Source organism: Siphonobacter sp. BAB-5405, from assembly GCF_002872335.1.
In the GTDB taxonomy this organism is placed as follows: domain Bacteria; phylum Bacteroidota; class Bacteroidia; order Cytophagales; family Spirosomataceae; genus Siphonobacter.
In genome coordinates this window covers 268,518-285,016 of sequence record NZ_NJAG01000036.1, presented here as the reverse complement: position 1 = coordinate 285,016, position 16,499 = coordinate 268,518, and the positions used below count along the sequence as shown (strand labels likewise).

Sequence of the window (16,499 nt, the reverse complement as noted above, 5' to 3'; positions counted from 1 at the left end):
TTGAATCAGAAATAGGGTACGGTGATGGACGTTTCGCCACCTTTTCCATCCACAATGCGAACCACAACCCCCTGCGTACCATTGGCAATTTCAACCCGGAAGTCACCAAACGTATAGGTGCCGGGCTTCAGCGTGGATTCCCCAAACTGCTGACCGATGAGGTTATTGGTAATTCGGTTCAATAGCTGATTCTGCAGGCTTTGGGCGTAACTGTCGAGGGTGTTGGTACGGGTGTCAGTAGACGTGTTCGTCCGCTTGGAGGCTGGGTCGACGGTGCGATCCTGGGCCGTAGCTGAACTAAGCATCCAGGCATAATTGAACGTATTTCCGCCAAAATTGGGATTGTTGGGTCGGTACACGAAAGATTGACTAGAGGCTTTCCCGGCGATTCCCCCTATAAACAGAAGAAAAAGTAAACGTTTGTACAGCATAGTTTTTGGTGTCGATGGTAGATGGGTAATGGAGGGGGATTGGTTCGATGCCGGCAGAAAGCTAGAAAAGGCCGGATCCTTGCTGGTCTTCATTGCCCAGCTGATTTTGTACATCCTGGTAATTGATGACATACTGATTAATGACTTCCGCCGCATTAAACGCGTAGAGTTCCAGAATGTCCGCCCGGATCTGTACGTAATTCTGCCAGATGACCTGGTCATTCAGCGAAACGACAAGAATGGTAGTGCCAATACCAAAGGCCGGAAGCTCATCGATAGTGACCACAAAAGCCGTCAGATCGAGTTCCAGGTTGGGTACGATGCTACGCGAGGAGTCGCCTGGTGTGGGGAGCCCCGTCAGTTTAGGCAGTTCCGCATAGTGCTGAAAGAAAGTTTCGTAAAAGTCCCGGCCAATTTTTGAGCGGGTATTATCCAGAATCAGGGTTTGAGTGCCTTCTTCAGTCACCACGGCTTCGTCCATGGTTCCTTCATCCAGAAAACCCTCCAGGTCCGGGTCCTGAGCCAGACCCGTATAACCGATCAGCAGGAAAATGAGTACAGTGATGACGTTTCGCATGAGGCGACAGAAAACCATTCAGTGAAACAATAAGCAACCGATTGCACAGGCACCACGAAGGACCGCTGCCAACAACCATCAACTACCAACCTATGACCTTTTTATTAACGACCCATCGTTGGGCCATGCTGGATACGTGCCGAAGCTCCACCCGTTTGCTCGATTTTCAGATGAGCCACTCCCGAATTCGGGGCGAGAGTAGGGCCATCCACTACCAGGGTATTGTTTCCACTTTTCTGAATCAGGTCAAGGCGGGCGTTGTTCGTTTGTAGCCCCGCCAGGCTCATAACGTCTCCGCCGTCCTGACTGATTCGTAGTTGATTGTTCGTGCCAGCAAGCCCAACGGTAAGTCGATTTCGTTCACCGGTTTGAGTAAGTAAGCATTGATTGGTTTGGCCCGTTACGTGCAGTTCAGCCAGTTGAGCCAGGCCCGTCTGACTCAACGTTACTCCATTCTGCAGCCCGGTCAGCATCACCGTAGTCTGGTGATCGGTGCCTGCCTGCCGGATATTGACTTCATTGTGCACTGAAGTACCGGCGTTCATCCGCCAATAAACGTCCGGTGATCCGGCAGGGGGTACCTGAGCCCATACGCTGGTAGCTGAACCAAGCAGCAGAATGAGGAGTCGTGACAACATACAGGGAAAATGTACCGTCGCTTCTTTCGTGATCAGTCAGGGTCACAAGAAGGTGGAAGGTGGTGAAAAATAGAATGGTTTGTTAATCAGCTACGGAACGCCGGAAACTGAAACATGCCATAGCAGAAGGAGGCCCCCATCCGAAAGAAGGGACGAGGGCCAGCCTTGGTGGTTAGCGACCCGTCTGGCTGATCGTCGCCATGTTGCCATTGCCAATCTGGCTCACACTCGCGGTATTGGGAACGTAGTTGGAACTGCCGGAATCCTGCACAACCGATAGGGTATTGTTGTTACCCTGCTGGAGAGCAAAATCACCGTTCATCCCTTTGATCACGTTGCTGTCTCCAACCAGCTGCGACATCGTTGATTTGTTATCAGAACCAAACTGTTGCAGGCGGGCAGTGTTTTTGCTGTACTCCTGTCGGATCGTAGCCGTGTTGTTATCTGAGCGTGCTATGTCTGTTTTACCCTGTTGGATTTCAGCTGTGTTCAATCCGCCTAGGGTGGTACTCAGATCTTGTGCAATCGTTGCCTTGTTGCCCGCCGCATTCACCTGACTGATTTTGGCACTGTTATTGATACCGTCCTGGGTAGCAGTAGCCTGGTTGTAGTGCGAGTTCTGCTGTTGCCAGATTTCAGTTACGTTGCCAAATCCGCCAGCCTCTCTTTTCTGAGTTACAGTAGCCTGGTTGTGCGTACTGTTATACTGCTGATAAACGTTGGCAAAATCCCCGAAACCACCCTGCGTAATCGTTGCTTTGTTATCGGTAGAATTATCCGATTGATAAACGTTTGCCGTTTCTGCACGACCGTTAACACCCACTTGAGAGATCGTAGTCTCATTGCGATACGATACGTCGTTTTGCTTGACGTAGGCTAGGTTTTCGTGCGTTTTTTGCGAAACCATAGTTTTATTGTTAAAGCTGGTTCCCTGTTGCGAAACCACGGCGTAATTGGCAGTGACGAGGCTTCCTGAAGAGCCCTGCTCAATTTTCGCCTGGTTGCTGCCAGAGTTTTGTGACTGATCGATGGAGGTCTGACGACTACTGTTACCGTACTGAAGAATTTCTCCTTGGTTTGACGAAGAATTCGTACTTTGAATAATATACGTGTTGGTATTATTACTACCCTGCTGGGTAATGGCGGCCGTATTACCACCCGCTGCTGCAATAGCTGCCGCTGAGGTACCACTCGTGACTTGCAAAGACCCACCACCACTGTTGTTATTCTGCTGAATCCAGGATTTGTTACCCGATCCGGCCGACTGTGATACGGTGGCCCGGTTGGAGTTGGAGCTTTGGTCTTGATGAATAGTGGCTTCATTATTCATGGATACTGCACCCGTTTGACTGGTCCGGGCGTAGTTGCCCGTATTGGAACCACCTCCTTTGTCCTGGCTGACGGTTGACTTCAGGTTATGGCCACTCTGGGTCTGACTGGCCGTTTGAAGATTGCCGACCTGATTGGTGGAAGTGGTGTTTGATTGAGCAAAGCCTGCGGCAGCAAAGGCCAGCAAAGCAAATCCGGTAAGAGAGATTTTTTTCATGAAATAAAAGTTTAAAAGGTAGAAAAAGGTAAGGGCTTATGCGGCCTAGGGGCGTTTGTGGTCCTTTGGCGTTTTGGGTTTTTCGGGCTCGGTCGGGAGAATTTCAATCCGTGAGGTAGAATCCGGTAACTGCTGGATGTGGGCTGAAGCCTGCCCCTCCTGCGAGATTTCTACCAGATTGGGGCCATTTCCTCCCTGAATAATGTGGGTTTTAGTACCCCTGGGGGTTTTAACTTTCAGGCGATTCCCGGCTTTGTTAGAACCGCCAACGCCTCCACTTTGCTGGTTGATACTGACCTGATTGCCTACTCCGGTCTGGGTTATGGACGCGGTATTACCGCCGTCCCCGCTTTGGCTGATGCTGACACGGTTTTGTCCCAGACAGGACATAGTAGTCAGCATGGCGAAGCTGGATAGAATCACCACTCTCATAGAAAACGATGGATTAAGTTGATTTATAGTTGATAAATCATTGCGGGAAAAGCTTAGAAATGATACGACTTACGAAACGAATCAAATAGCAGTCAAATCCTTGGGGCAACAAACGAGTAGTCAGCCATGCCAATGGATGAAAGCAGATGATCTACAGATTAATTGATTGGGAAGTGCAAAAGGAATGAGGGAGTATCAGTCTAAACGCGTCAGGATAGGCCTTTCCGGAAGGGCATGCATGACGGGTTCAGGGCTGATCCTGACAGGACGGATTTTTCGTGCGATGGCGTAGCTTTTCTGAGAACCAGGTGTAGGTTTAGAGATGAGCTTACATTCACACTAAAAGAGAAATGCAAAGTACTCGAGAAGATCTCATGCGGGTTAATTCATGAAAATCAGATAATAGCCATTGATAATGAATTGATTTCATTGCGTTGAAGCTAGCGGGGTGATGATCATGGCGGCGATCTGATGACATAAAAGTATTATAAATAGTACATTGCCGCCAAAAAATTGTAGTGAACGACGATAGTTTGTTTGTGAACGACTTAAGATTGATAGGAGACTGCTGAAAATCACTTATTTATTTACATTTTGTAACTCTCAGCCTGCCGGGGCCACTAACCAGCGGTCAAGAATGATTCAGCGAAATTCAGGCCATATTAACTGGCAGGAGATCGTGATCGTACACCATAGGCTTGACTAAATCTGACCGATTTCGAATACACGTGGAGTGGCTGCTGACCTGGCAAAAGTCTCGCCTAACTCTAACTCGTAAACGCTCATGGAATGTACCGGCAGACCTCTTTGATTGGTAGGATCTGGCTCAGTTCGATACCTGTGCCAGAACCAGGTTCCTGGTACCTGAAACGGACTAATCCTACCAGCTTCCCCCTGCACCGCCGCCCCCGGTTGTGCCCCCTCCCCAGCTTCCGGAAGAAGACGAGGAGGAAGAAGAACCACTTCTTCCCGACAGTGTTGACGAACCGGAACGCTGCTCCGCCAGTGGGGCCTTCACGACCGACTTAATGAAAACCTCATGTTTGCAATGGCGGCAGATTCGCACCTGTTTGCCCATACCCGCCTGATGCTGTGTGGCCCGTGTGACCGTAAGCGTAACGAGTTCGCTCAGGGTTCGGAAACCACAGGCCGGGCATACCGGATGCTGCTCAAACGTATCCGCCGGATGCGGAATAACCCTGGTTTCACCCTGAGTACTTACCCAAACGTCGTACGTCAGACTGTTTAATTGTTCTTCCATCCGTTGTCCAGTCGAAAGATACTGGTCACGGTCGGTGGCTTCATCCCGGTTAAGTCGCTGCATGGGCTGCCCCAGACTGTCGAGTAGCGGCGTGAACCGGCTGCTGCTACGCTGCGACCGGATTTTTTCAAGCACCGGATACAGGAGCGTAGGCGGCGATAAGATAACCTGCCACCAGGTGGCCCGGAACAGCTTCTGCACGGCACTAAAAAAGGTTTGATCGTCCCGATACTGGCTTCTCAGGTGAGCCAGCGTATGGAGCTGCCTGAAAAAGAGTACGAATCCAATCGTAACGTAGGTGAGGTAGGGCAGTAGCTCAGAAAAATGCTGGAACAGTTGAGAAAACGATCCGGAAAAAAAGAGAATGACGAGTACTAGACCCACCACGATCACCAAACCTAGTGCAAGCAACCCCAGCATTTCGGAATACCGATTCGGAATGATTTTTACCGAAGCTCCTTTCGTAAATCCTGAAAGTTGCCAGAAGGCCAGCAGACTAAGCCCCACCAGCACGAAGAAGGTAATAAACCCTGACCAATCGGTACTTTGCTGAGGTTTGTACTGCCGAAGCAAGGAGGAAAGTTCTCGTTCATGATCCGGTCGTTGCAGGTAATCGGAGAGGGTTCGCACCGTTGCCAGGATACCCGCACCGTAAGCCTGTTGACGAAAGGCCGGTACCAGTAATTCCTCGCCAATGGTTTTCAGGGTGGCGTCGGGCAGGATACCTTCCAGCCCATAACCCGTAATGAAACGGTATTGCCGTCGCTGCGTGGCAACCAGGAGCAGCAGTCCGTTATTGGCTTTTGCTTTGCCAATACCCCAGTGCCGAAACAGCTCGGTGGCAAAGCTGAAGTCGTCCTCATTTTCATTGAAATCAGGAATAATCACGACGGCAGTTTCGACGCCCGTACGACGTTCAAGTCGTTCCAGTACGTGCGTAATTGAGTCAAATTCTGTCTGGGAAAGTAAGCCAGTGGGGTCGCTGAGGTAGCCCTGGCCCATCGCTTTGGGGTTCGGGATTTCTTCTACCGTCGAAAAGGTTTGGGCCTGTGTCCGAACCATCCCCAGGCATAAGAGCAGTCCCAAAGCGACGAGTAAAGTCCGGTTAACCGCTGGTATTGAAAAAATTCTGGCGTATAGAAACGTAGGGTGGTTCATGCGTACAAGGCGGGTAGTTCGAGGCAATGCTTCCTGCTTTAACCTTCGAAAAAACATAAGGTTTGTTTAAAACCTACGCAAAAGCACTTAATTCGCCTTGAAACCGGGATGAAATTTGACGATGAGTCAGCAAGATAGGGGCGAGATAAGCGACAAAAACTTCTCCGGCGTTCACGGGTTGTAGTTTCAATCGATTCGTCCTGTATAGCTCAAAAATCATGAAGCCAATCTTGGAAGGATCAACATATCTATCCATTTAAACTGTCTGCGAGTACCCATGAAAGTTACTTTCTTTCTGCTCTCTTTTCTTTCTTTGGTGAGTCCCGTTTTTGCTCAGCAACTCCGAACCGGCTCCCACGATCTGCGAATTCAATGGATCGAATTCAATAATGCCAAACCAGGAACGGTTGAGGTAACGTCCTTAGGCAAAGGAAAATACAAAATCGAAGGGGAACAGCGGGACCCCCACCGAAACGAATACGTAACCATCAAAGGTACCTTTGAAGTAGCCGAACGAAAACTGTTGTTTGACGGCAAAATCGTTTCCCGAATCGAATACATCAACGAAGGAAAACCCTGCGAACGGGTAGGGCCTCAGGTGTTTCGGGCTACGGGGACCCGCAGGTACTGGCGGTTGTTCGAGAAACTCAACTGCGACGGTATTACGACCGACTACATTGATATTTTCTTTTAGTAAAACGTACGTTAATCAGCCCATTGCCCTTCGACCTCGACTCCCCCCAAAGCCATGGCTCTCAAGCTCCCTTCCGCTACTATTCTATTTCAAAATACGATCGATACCCTGCGGCGTTATCCGCTGGAATGTGTCTTTGCCCTGATCGGAACGATTGCGGCAGCCATTCTTTCCTCTCCCGAACCTACGGGGCCGTTGACCCGTGACGAGTATACCCGTCTGGTGATGATGGCCGCGTTGGGTCTGCCGCTTTGCCTGTCGGCCTCGTTGTTTGGGCAGCGTAAAAACGGGTCGAAACAAGGGCGGTGGGTAGTACAGGGTCTGGCGGCGGCCATTGCTGTGGTCTTTTTCTGGGTACTTCAGCCAGAAGCCTATCCGCAGGATTTTGTACACTTTGGGCTGCTTTTCGTAGCTACGCACCTGCTGGTTTCGTTTGCGGGCTTTACCGGTAGCGGGGATACGCTGTTTTTCTGGCAATTCAACAAAACGCTGTTCATTCGATTGCTGACGGCTATTCTGTATAGTCTGGTGCTGGTGATTGGATTAACGACTGCCTACACGGCCGTCAATTCCCTGTTCGGCCTGGATATGGCCTGGCATCATCTGTACAAAATATGGGCGGTGATCTTTGGTTTGTTTAATACGTTATTCTTTCTGAGCGGAATTCCGGAGCAGCTTTGGGAAGAAGAAAATCCCGAGTCGTATCCAAGGGCCCTTCAGTTTTTCAGTCAGTACATTCTGGTGCCGCTGGCCCTGGTGTATCTGGTCATCTTACTGGCTTATGAGTTGAAAATACTGATCGAATGGCAACTGCCCAAAGGATTGGTTTCAGGACTCATTCTCGGCTATGCGGGCCTTGGACTATTGGCCCTATTGCTGGTGTACCCTATCCGTAAGCAGGAAGGACGCGGCTGGATTCAGGCGTACAGCCAGTATTTTTACGTAGGTCTGATTCCCCTGCTGGTTCTGCTGGTACTCGCCGTTACCAAACGCGTCAGTACGTACGGAATTACGCAGCCCCGTTATTTTCTGATCGTACTGGCGGCCTGGCTGTTCTTCCTGACCATCTATTTTCTGGGGTATAAAAAAGCCACGATTAAAACCATCCCCATTTCGCTCGCTCTGACGATCCTGTTCATAACCTATGGTCCCCAAAGTGCGACATCGGTTAGTTTTCGGTCCCAGAAAAACATTCTCGTGAACCTGTTTACGCAGGCGAAGGCCGTAGAAGCAGGAAAACTGATTCCGGTTGATGCCACCCGTCTGAAACCCCGCACGGCGGTACGGATGGCAAGTGCCCTCAGTTACCTGCTGAACAATTACGAGTTTACGGCCCTGCAGCCGATTTTGCAGGTGGACTTATTCCGGAAAGAAGATTCGCTTCGCCAAACGTATAAAACGAGTGGAGATTATATTCCTGCCGAGCAGGAAATCAAATGGGCGGGGACTGCCTGGGTACAGAATTATCTGGGCCTGAGTGGCTACGAATATCGTTCGTATGAGGCGGAAGAAGAAAATACCCTCGAACTGAGCACAAACTACTTCATCCGCACGAATAGCAACCTCTCCAGTATAAAAGGCTATGACTATATGTTGGATAGGTCAATGTTCCTGGATACCACCCTATCGGATACACTGGCTGGTTCTGTAATCACCTACAGCGATAGCCTTGACAATAGCTTAACTTTTAAAATTGGGAAAACCCGTTTTGCTTTTCCGGCGAACGAACTGGCCCTGCGAATTGTACAGCAGGAAAAGCAGTTGAGAAAGTATGAAAATCAGGCGAGTTCACAGGCTCTGAACCGAAACTATACGCTACCGAAGGCAATGCTGCAATTGACGCAGGAGAAAGAAGGCTTCCGGGTGATGGCACAGCTTCAGGAATTAAGTTTCGACTACTCGAGGAAGCAGGGGCCTAGAATCCTCTCCTTTCGCGTATGGTATTTCATCAAGCAAACGAATACGGCTGGTCAATGAAAAACGGACGGATCAATGCCCTGATCCGTCCGTTTAGAAAGAAAAGAGGGAGTATTGCTGCTCTGGAAATCTTTTGAAAAGGGTGGTTTTATCCTTCCATGATCTGGTGAAGCTCATCGACGAATCGTTCTACCTGAGCACTCTTCCGGAAAGAGGCTATGGCAAACACATCCTGCCGGTCGGCCTTGCCAGGTACGTGAAAGTACATATTGATTGAGGTGCCCGTATAAACAAAATTAAACGACTGGCGGACGGTTTGCAGTCCGGCAAAAGCTCCAAAGTGATAGCGTTTGTTAAAAGCTTTAATCCATCCCCTTCTTTCCAGCAGCTGCGTATCGGTGTTGAACGTTGTTTCCGTGTACGCGGCATTGAAGAAAATAAATCCGATCCCCAGCATAATCGCGATGATCACCACTTTTGCCAGCAGACCGTTGGTTTGCAGAGCCAGCATGGAAATGCCAATGGCGATAAAAAACAACCCGATCACGATTGCTCCGGCTTTCGCATTTTTAACCGTAAACACAGGACCTTCCTGCGTGAAAAAGCGGTAGGACGTAAGCGGTACTTTTACATAATCGGCGGGAGTATCGTATTGATCCAGAAACTGATGGATCACCGGAACGGCCTCTTCGACGAAGGCGAGGGCATTCGGGTCATTGGATTTCGTATAGCCGCAGGAAACGACCAGGCCCTTTCCATAACGGGAATCTTTACGAAACAGGCGGTAATTATAACTACCCGCCATGTTGCTTACTACATTGATTCCCTGAAGTTTAGATAGAGGCGTTGTAGTCGCTGGAATAAATCCCAGGAACATTTTTCGCATGTGCCCTTTACTATGATCAAATTCGACGTACGTTCCCGCATGACCCCAGAAGATCGCTACAATCAGCAGCAGAAAAAGTACGAAAGGGAGCGATTCCGCAAAAGTGGTGTTCTGATAGGTGACGTACACTAAGAAGAGACCAGTAGCAAATAAGGCAAAGACAAGCGTGAAGATGTAAAAAACACCATACGGATAAATGACAACCCGTTGCGGCTCAAGGCTCCAGCGGGTTTTCGACAGACTTTTTAAAGACATAAAAATAGATTGAGTAAGGTTTCACTAATAACCTTTAGTTAAGTAAATGGTTTTCCGTAGGGTTGATCGCCCAAAACAGGAAAGCTCGTTTGCTCTGCAATGCATTTTTTCCTGCGGGGTAATATCAAGTTTAAGTCGCACCAAATCATGACCTTTCTACGCATTTCGCTATTTCTTTTTATCCTTTCGGTTCAGCAGGTAGCCCTGGCACAAGTGCAGTCAAAAGGCATCGCTCCGTCCGCTCTGCCGGCCGGACTTCTGTATAAAGGAAAGCCTTTGCAAGTCCTTCAGTTTCACGATCAAACCGGCGATTACATAGCTCTTACGACTGAGACGACTACGCGGGAAGACGAGGCTCATATCGCCGCGTACGTGTTTGGGGCGAACGGTTCGAAGCTCTGGCAACTAAACGACGGAATAGCCGATTGTCCGCTGGATCGGGTCGCTGCCTTTGTTCCCGGCTCATTTAAAGTTACGGATCTGAACAAAAACGGGAAAGCAGAGGTATGGGTAGCCTATCGGATCGGTTGCCGGGGCGATGTGAGCCCCAGCGAGCTGAAAATCATCATGCATGAAGGAACGACCAAATACGCCATGCGGGGTGTGGGTAAGCTGAAAGTGGGCAATGCTCTCCAACCCGACGGCGGAACCATGACCAGCAATGGCTTTCGAAAAAGTGCTTTCAACACCCACGCGGAGCAGTTATGGAAGGCTTATCTGGTTGAGGTAATGGAATAATACTAGGCGGTCTTCGGGAAAAGCCGGGACTTAATCCATTGCCAGATCAGGTACAAAACGATAAGTACTCCCAGCCACCAGTACCGCTGAAACCAGTCCTGAGCATAAGCTCTGCGGGCCTGCCAGCGTTCACTGGCGGATACGTTCAGGTCACGCACGATGTACTCGTTCAACGCGGAAATACTTATTTTTCCTGCAATCAGGCTCCGGTTTTTTAATAGAAAATAGCTGCTTCGGCTGGTTTCCAACTCCACGGGCTTCTGATTGATTCGTAACATAACCCTGGTATGAATAAAGCCCCCTCGTCTGGCAAAAACTTGTTCGACCCGAAGAATCGGCCACTGCTGTTCGATGGCGGGGCGGGTGGCTATGCTCCAGAGCAAGTCCAGTTTTTTAACGGTGAAATAGGCGGAAAGTATGTAAAATCCAAGCAGAGCGAGACTGATGAACACGTTTCCATACCACGGCCATTCCAGATGAGGAACGATCAGGACAAGGGTATACAAAGCCAGGGGCAATACCGCCAGTCCACTGAATAGGGCAAGTTTCCCGCAATCCGTAAACGTATGCAGATCCAGAAAGCAGTCAGTGAATACGTGAATAATCAGAAAGAAACCCCAGTATGCAAGCACCAACCACGAGCTGAAACGATGCAAACCCGATTGCTGGGATGGGTCCACGGGTACTGAGGAAAGCGTTTTCAGGCTCATTTCGCAAAAAAGTAAATTAAAACGGGTACGGGTCTCTTCAGAACTGTAAGAGCAATTTATTTTCTTTAAGCCCTTAATAGCCTAAAACTGCCTCAAAGGTTCGATTGTTTCTATCCACACATGGCCAAACAGATCAAAGTAATCCATTGTCCGCACTGCGGCAGCATTCATAAAAGAGAGATAAAACCCCAGGTATACCAATGCCAGAATTGTAGTACGGAATACTATTTAGATAGCGACGATACGCACATTTATCACCATTACGAGCAGCCACCGCTTCGGCCCAGTTCTGCACCGCCGGGAAATAACCGGTTGCCGATTATCCTACTCATCGGCTGTATCGCAGGCATTCTGATCATCTATGGGGTGGTGGTAGGGTTTCAACCCAAAAAAGCCAGCACCTATACCGTATCCAACTTCAAGCTGCCCCGGATGTACTACGACAGCTTTGTGTACACCAACACCCTCACGGGCGATCCGGTATATCTGCGGCTCGGTACGGATCGGGCAGGAAAAGGGAATGGAGCCGAAGAGCTGGAAACACACGCTCAGTTCAACCGGGTAACGGACGGCAAACTGCTGGTGGATCGAGTGGTAACCAACGAAACGTTTGGTAAAAAGCGGTGTGCCCTGAGTTTCAAAACCTATGCTCCCGATCTGATTTACGCGATTGGCTGTAATACGCAACTGGTACAACTGGATGTGGAACATAATGAGCTTAAAGAGGTTACGCAGGAAGTGTTCAAAGATTTTCCACAACTTAGCTCAGGAGTAGCCAGACTGGACTTTGATTATTCCAAAGCGATGATCAATGTGATGAATAACGAAGGGAAAAGCTATTTCTACTTTCCGACGATTCACCGACTGGTAGAAACACAAGCACAGGCCGAGGAAGTATGGAAGATGGAGTTCGACCGCCATTTTTTTGAATTCGGCTACCTGGGTGGACCCTTCGATGAAAACAGGGATTACCAGCTAATCGAAACAACGTACGCCAGGGCTACGGGGGAAGTAAAGCGACAAAATCTGACGCCTGGAAGAAAGTATTTTGCTCCCAGGATTCTGCATCAGGACGAGCAGGATTTGCTGATCGTTGTCAATACGACGGCGGCTCCGAATCCGCCTCTTACCATTCAGCGGCTGGATGTAAAAACGGGAGAAATTCTCTGGGCCTTACCGCCCGACACGTACACGTTGCAGAATGCAGTAAAGTGCAGGCAGGGCTTCGCCATCGAATACCGCAGAGGTCCCGAAGCGGATTACGTACACGGCGTCCTGGTGGTATCGCCCACCGGGAAGATCATACAGGAGTATACGCTTTCACGCACCGAGTAAGGCGTGAGGTAATGGAAGGGTGAGTACTGTTCCAGATAAGCTCCCGAAGTCGGAATGCCTGGAACAGTACGGGTATATACCGCTTGGTTACAATCAGTGGGGTAAGGTTTCATTTAAGGCTTTTTCCAGTACCGCCCGGGCAACGGGTTTGGTAAGGTATTCATCCATACCCGCAGCCAGACACCGTTCCCGCTCACCGGCCATGGTACCTGCGGTAAGGGCCAGAATAGTCGTTCGGGTGCCAGTGAAGGCTTCCAAGGCCCGTATCGCCTGCGTGGCTTCGTATCCATTCATTTCCGGCATCTGAATATCCATCAGAATTAAATCAGGCTGGTATTTCTGATAGGCTTCAACTCCCTGTACGCCATCTTTCGCTTCGTACAGTTTCAAGTCCGGCCTGAGCGAACCAATGAGCTTTTTAGCCAGTAGGAGATTAACCGGGTTATCTTCAACAATGAGTACGGAAAAGCTTTTTGTCGACAGTTCCAGCGGTTTTTCTGGGGCAATAGAAGTAACTGCGGGCGTAGCCGGAGTCGGCTCAAATAAAGCTGAAAGCACCCGGAACAAGTGTTCCATTCGCACGGGTTTGATCAGCCGTTGAGCCACCTGTAGTTCCGCTGAGCTTCGTTCCAATTGTTCGTCATCCGAAGAAGTATACATGATTACGAAGGGCTGCCGGACGTTATGGCCACGCTGTCGTAGTTGAATCAGGGTATCCAGACCGTTGAGCGAAGGCATGTGATAGTCCATAATGATCACATCAAAATCCTGGCGGGCTGCCAGTTGCAAAGCCTCCGTTCCGTCTTGGGCCTGGCTACTGGCGATGTTCTCCAACGCGAGCATACGTTCCAGAATGAGCCGGTTGCTGACGTTATCGTCCACAATTAATACCGAGCGAATCGCTTGTAAGTGGGGCCAGCTTGGCCGGGGTTCTGTTTCAACCGGTACATCCAGATCAAAGCTGAAGAGGCTTCCTTGGGTGGGCGTACTTTCGAGAGCAAAACTACTGTTCATCAATCGCAACAGGCGACTCGAAATGGTCAGACCCAGGCCCGTGCCACCGAATTTTTTCGTAGTCGAAAGATCTTCCTGGGTGAAGGCTTCAAAAATCTTCTGCTGATTTTCAAGGGCAATTCCGACCCCGGTATCGCGAACCGAAAACCGCAATAAAGCCTGATTACCCCGCTTTTCGATTACGGCTACGTTCAGCTCAATTTCGCCGCTGAGCGTGAATTTAACGGCATTGCCCAGCAGATTAACCAGAATTTGGCGGAGACGAATGCCATCAATCCAGATCCAGGTGGGAGCCGCAGGATCCACGTTTAAGAGTACTTCCAGCCCCTTCTGGTGAGCCTGAGAGGTAATGATCGTCAGGGCCTGTTCGGTGAGCTGCCAGAGATTTGTCTTATCGGGATTCAGGGCCAGCTTGCCCGCTTCAATTTTAGAAAAATCGAGAATATCACTGATGATGTCCAGCAGGGAATTCGCCGACTGCAACACCATCTGCTGGTATTGGAACTGGGTCTCGTCCAGTCGGGATTTCAGCAGGAGTTCTGTAAAACCGATGACCCCATTCAAAGGCGTCCGGATTTCGTGACTCATGTTAGCCAGAAATTCAGATTTGGCCTGGCTTGCTGCCTCGGCCTGCTGACGGGCTTTTTCGGTTTCGGCCTGAATCTGCTTCCGGTCGTCAATGTCCTGAAATGTTCCGAATACCCGTACGCACTGATCCTTGACGAATTCAGTCTGGCCTTTGGCCCGTACCCATTTGAGCTGACCCGTAGCCGTTCGGATCCGGGCTTCCAAATCCCAGGGCGTGCCGGTTTCAATGGCGTGCTGTAACGCGTCCGTAATCAATTTTTTATCGGCAGGACTGGCGTAAAAATCAAGTCCTGCGTTCAGATTCGGCTCAAACTCCGGGGGTAAATCGTGAATTTCCTTGGTGACCGAAGACCAGTAGAGTTGTTCGCCAGGCAGCGTCAGCTCCCAGCCGCCAACTTTGGCCATCCGACCCGTATCTTCCAGAAACTGTTGCGTACGAAGTAATTCACCCTGAGCCGCCTTTTGTTGGGTAATGTCCTGGGTGGTGCCAACCAGCCGTTCACAGACCCCATTTTTAAATTCAGCCTTTCCCTGACTTCTAATCCACTTACGTTTACCTTTTGCGGTTAAAATTTCGCCCTCAAATTCCCAGGGCGTTCCGACGTCAATGGATTGCTGAAGAATTGCCCGAACCTGTTCACGGAAGTTTACATCCGTAAAAGCATCGAAAACTTCGTCCGCTTCCGAGACTTCACTGGTTTCCACCTCGTAAATGGCCTGAGCTACGGAAGAACGATACATTTTTCCCGTACTGACAATGTACTCCCAGCCGCCCACCCGGGCAATCTGAGCGGTTTGTTCCAAAAGCTCCTGCGTGCGTAGTAAGATATCCTCCGCTTCTTTCTGATCGGTGATGTCATCACTCATCCAGACAATTTCTCCGCTTACTTCGTGCCGGTTGGCCTGGGTTTGCATCCACACATAATGGCCATCCTGATGTCGCAATCGCTGAACCAGACGGGCTCTGCCCAAGGTTTGAGCCTGCTCCATTGCCTCCAGGGACCGATCAACATCCTCGGCATGCACAAAATCATCCAGTCGCTGCCCTAAACAGGCTTCGATGTCGTAGCCCAGCACACGCGTCCAGATGGGAGTCAGATAGGTAATGAACCCCCTGGGAGTGGTCATGTAAAAGATGTCACTCATGTTCGAAAGCAGAACCGACAACTCGGCTTCGGTTCTTACGCTTTCAGAAATATCACGTCCTAAACAAAGGACTTCGGAAACCGGACGATCCTGCCCGTCCGTTAGTCCAATGAACGTCCACTCGTAGGCTTTTAACTGGTTAGGGTAGAATTTTTTTCGTAATAAAACGGTAAAGGGTACTTCAGGTTGTTGGATACACGCCTGATAAGCTTCCATGCCAACAGGAATGTCCGTTTGAATGACGTCTTCACTGGCAAAAGTACCCACTAAAGATTCGACGGATCGTCCTAGTACTTTCGCGTAATACTCACTCACAAAGGTGTACTTACCCTCCAGATCCGTTTTGGCAATGTAAAGAAGTTCACTATTGGTAATATACTGGAAAAGCAGAGATTCCTGGCGGGCTTTTAACTCGGCTTCTTTTTCTTTCGTAATGTCTACGTGCGAGACGAGCATCCGAAGGGCTCTACCCGTTTCGTCGCGAATGGCAATGCCCCGGCAGCGAATCCAGACGAGGGAGCCATTTTTGTGCAGATACCGAATGACGGCTTCAAACGGATGCGTAGAGTTCTCAAGGTGAGCCTGTAACGACTCTTCAACTAACCGAATATCTTCCGGATGGATCAGCGTCTGCCAGCCCTGAAAAATATTGGGGATTTCATTAACCTGGTAACCTAACGTTTCCCAAAAACTCTGGCTCATCCATTGATTTTCAGGGTTGATTAAATCCCAGGTCCAGATACCGGCTTCCTGAAAAAAATCAAAAATGCGTTCATCGCTTACCAGCAATTTCAATAATTCTTGTTTTAAATAGTGCATTTGGCGGGAACTATGCTTGTGTATACGCACTAAGATAAGTGTATTTACGTATATGAAATAAATGAAGGGAGATATTGTCCCTTTTTTTATTGAGTTCAAGTAGTAGATTCTTTTCAGGGTATAATCTGAATTATGAGCGAAGATTAACATTGACGTGTTGAGGTACTGGATGAAATGAATAAACATTGAAGACCTCACCTGGCGGTAGTAGAGCCAGAAGACGTATGCAACGATTCGTTAGGTTAGGACAGGTGTTTTACGTACCCAGGGGTGCAGGCCATTCCATCAAAAACACGGCTGATGCCAACAGGCGTAACTGATCGTACGAACATCAATAAAAAAGCTGTCTCCCTT

Annotated in this window: 14 protein-coding genes; 5 read left to right on the top strand and 9 right to left on the bottom strand. The window is 49.4% G+C overall.

The features are described from left to right. Positions 1 to 5 precede the first annotated feature (5 nt). The 6 genes from BWI97_RS20565 to BWI97_RS20535 form a co-directional block, all read right to left on the bottom strand. Complete coding sequence (locus BWI97_RS20565) at positions 6 to 431, bottom strand: curli production assembly/transport component CsgF (protein WP_102202586.1); 426 nt, start codon at positions 429 to 431, stop codon at positions 6 to 8. Positions 432 to 492: 61 nt separating this feature from the next. Beyond that, positions 493 to 1,008, bottom strand: coding sequence for a hypothetical protein (locus BWI97_RS20560; RefSeq protein ID WP_102202673.1), 516 nt, complete (start codon positions 1,006 to 1,008; stop codon positions 493 to 495). Between the two features lie 104 nt (positions 1,009 to 1,112). Continuing rightward, positions 1,113 to 1,646, bottom strand: a complete 534-nt coding sequence (locus BWI97_RS20555; protein WP_094812151.1) for a hypothetical protein — start codon at positions 1,644 to 1,646, stop codon at positions 1,113 to 1,115. Between the two features lie 172 nt (positions 1,647 to 1,818). After that, positions 1,819 to 3,192: a curlin repeat-containing protein gene (locus BWI97_RS20550; RefSeq protein WP_102202585.1), complete on the bottom strand. Its 1,374-nt coding sequence runs from the start codon at positions 3,190 to 3,192 to the stop codon at positions 1,819 to 1,821. 45 nt (positions 3,193 to 3,237) lie between these two features. Continuing rightward, on the bottom strand, positions 3,238 to 3,624 hold the full coding sequence (locus BWI97_RS20545) for a curlin repeat-containing protein (RefSeq protein ID WP_146010989.1): 387 nt from the start codon (positions 3,622 to 3,624) through the stop codon (positions 3,238 to 3,240). An 880-nt stretch (positions 3,625 to 4,504) separates the two neighbouring features. Then, entirely contained in the window at positions 4,505 to 6,043 is a 1,539-nt protein-coding gene (locus tag BWI97_RS20535; protein WP_158242812.1) for a YgcG family protein, read from the bottom strand. A gap of 277 nt (positions 6,044 to 6,320) precedes the next feature. Between BWI97_RS20535 and BWI97_RS20530 the strand changes: the two genes are divergently transcribed. Both BWI97_RS20530 and BWI97_RS20525 read left to right on the top strand, forming a co-directional pair. Then, complete coding sequence (locus BWI97_RS20530; RefSeq protein ID WP_102202581.1) at positions 6,321 to 6,737, top strand: hypothetical protein; 417 nt, start codon at positions 6,321 to 6,323, stop codon at positions 6,735 to 6,737. A 54-nt stretch (positions 6,738 to 6,791) separates the two neighbouring features. Continuing rightward, complete coding sequence (locus BWI97_RS20525) at positions 6,792 to 8,714, top strand: DUF4153 domain-containing protein (RefSeq protein WP_102202580.1); 1,923 nt, start codon at positions 6,792 to 6,794, stop codon at positions 8,712 to 8,714. Positions 8,715 to 8,802: 88 nt separating this feature from the next. On the opposite strand, the gene BWI97_RS20520 is transcribed toward BWI97_RS20525, so the two are convergent. After that, positions 8,803 to 9,795: a hypothetical protein gene (locus tag BWI97_RS20520; protein WP_102202579.1), complete on the bottom strand. Its 993-nt coding sequence runs from the start codon at positions 9,793 to 9,795 to the stop codon at positions 8,803 to 8,805. A gap of 99 nt (positions 9,796 to 9,894) precedes the next feature. Here BWI97_RS20520 and BWI97_RS20515 point away from each other — a divergent pair, with 99 nt between their 5' ends. Next, positions 9,895 to 10,533, top strand: a complete 639-nt coding sequence (locus BWI97_RS20515; RefSeq protein WP_102202578.1) for a M949_RS01915 family surface polysaccharide biosynthesis protein — start codon at positions 9,895 to 9,897, stop codon at positions 10,531 to 10,533. 2 nt (positions 10,534 to 10,535) lie between these two features. Here the strand turns inward: BWI97_RS20515 and BWI97_RS20510 are convergent, their stop codons facing one another. Further along, positions 10,536 to 11,243: a hypothetical protein gene (locus BWI97_RS20510; RefSeq protein ID WP_102202577.1), complete on the bottom strand. Its 708-nt coding sequence runs from the start codon at positions 11,241 to 11,243 to the stop codon at positions 10,536 to 10,538. Positions 11,244 to 11,363: 120 nt separating this feature from the next. On the opposite strand from BWI97_RS20510, the gene BWI97_RS20505 reads away from it, so the two are divergent. Further along, entirely contained in the window at positions 11,364 to 12,578 is a 1,215-nt protein-coding gene (locus tag BWI97_RS20505; protein WP_102202576.1) for a hypothetical protein, read from the top strand. Positions 12,579 to 12,671: 93 nt separating this feature from the next. On the opposite strand, the gene BWI97_RS20500 is transcribed toward BWI97_RS20505, so the two are convergent. Beyond that, positions 12,672 to 16,145, bottom strand: coding sequence for a PAS domain-containing protein (locus tag BWI97_RS20500; RefSeq protein ID WP_158242811.1), 3,474 nt, complete (start codon positions 16,143 to 16,145; stop codon positions 12,672 to 12,674). Between the two features lie 224 nt (positions 16,146 to 16,369). Here BWI97_RS20500 and BWI97_RS29275 point away from each other — a divergent pair, with 224 nt between their 5' ends. Next, positions 16,370 to 16,465: a hypothetical protein gene (locus BWI97_RS29275; RefSeq protein WP_141217458.1), complete on the top strand. Its 96-nt coding sequence runs from the start codon at positions 16,370 to 16,372 to the stop codon at positions 16,463 to 16,465. Positions 16,466 to 16,499 lie beyond the last annotated feature (34 nt).

Bases quoted from the DNA above. Each gene is read 5' to 3' on its own strand.
- BWI97_RS20565 (WP_102202586.1), bottom strand. From the start codon at position 431: ATGCTGTACAAACGTTTACTTTTTCTTCTGTTTATAGGGGGAATCGCC.
- BWI97_RS20560 (WP_102202673.1), bottom strand. From the start codon at position 1,008: ATGCGAAACGTCATCACTGTACTCATTTTCCTGCTGATCGGTTATACG.
- BWI97_RS20555 (WP_094812151.1), bottom strand. From the start codon at position 1,646: ATGTTGTCACGACTCCTCATTCTGCTGCTTGGTTCAGCTACCAGCGTA.
- BWI97_RS20550 (WP_102202585.1), bottom strand. From the start codon at position 3,192: ATGAAAAAAATCTCTCTTACCGGATTTGCTTTGCTGGCCTTTGCTGCC.
- BWI97_RS20545 (WP_146010989.1), bottom strand. From the start codon at position 3,624: ATGAGAGTGGTGATTCTATCCAGCTTCGCCATGCTGACTACTATGTCC.
- BWI97_RS20535 (WP_158242812.1), bottom strand. From the start codon at position 6,043: ATGAACCACCCTACGTTTCTATACGCCAGAATTTTTTCAATACCAGCG.
- BWI97_RS20530 (WP_102202581.1), top strand. From the start codon at position 6,321: ATGAAAGTTACTTTCTTTCTGCTCTCTTTTCTTTCTTTGGTGAGTCCC.
- BWI97_RS20525 (WP_102202580.1), top strand. From the start codon at position 6,792: ATGGCTCTCAAGCTCCCTTCCGCTACTATTCTATTTCAAAATACGATC.
- BWI97_RS20520 (WP_102202579.1), bottom strand. From the start codon at position 9,795: ATGTCTTTAAAAAGTCTGTCGAAAACCCGCTGGAGCCTTGAGCCGCAA.
- BWI97_RS20515 (WP_102202578.1), top strand. From the start codon at position 9,895: ATGCATTTTTTCCTGCGGGGTAATATCAAGTTTAAGTCGCACCAAATC.
- BWI97_RS20510 (WP_102202577.1), bottom strand. From the start codon at position 11,243: ATGAGCCTGAAAACGCTTTCCTCAGTACCCGTGGACCCATCCCAGCAA.
- BWI97_RS20505 (WP_102202576.1), top strand. From the start codon at position 11,364: ATGGCCAAACAGATCAAAGTAATCCATTGTCCGCACTGCGGCAGCATT.
- BWI97_RS20500 (WP_158242811.1), bottom strand. From the start codon at position 16,145: ATGCACTATTTAAAACAAGAATTATTGAAATTGCTGGTAAGCGATGAA.
- BWI97_RS29275 (WP_141217458.1), top strand. From the start codon at position 16,370: ATGCAACGATTCGTTAGGTTAGGACAGGTGTTTTACGTACCCAGGGGT.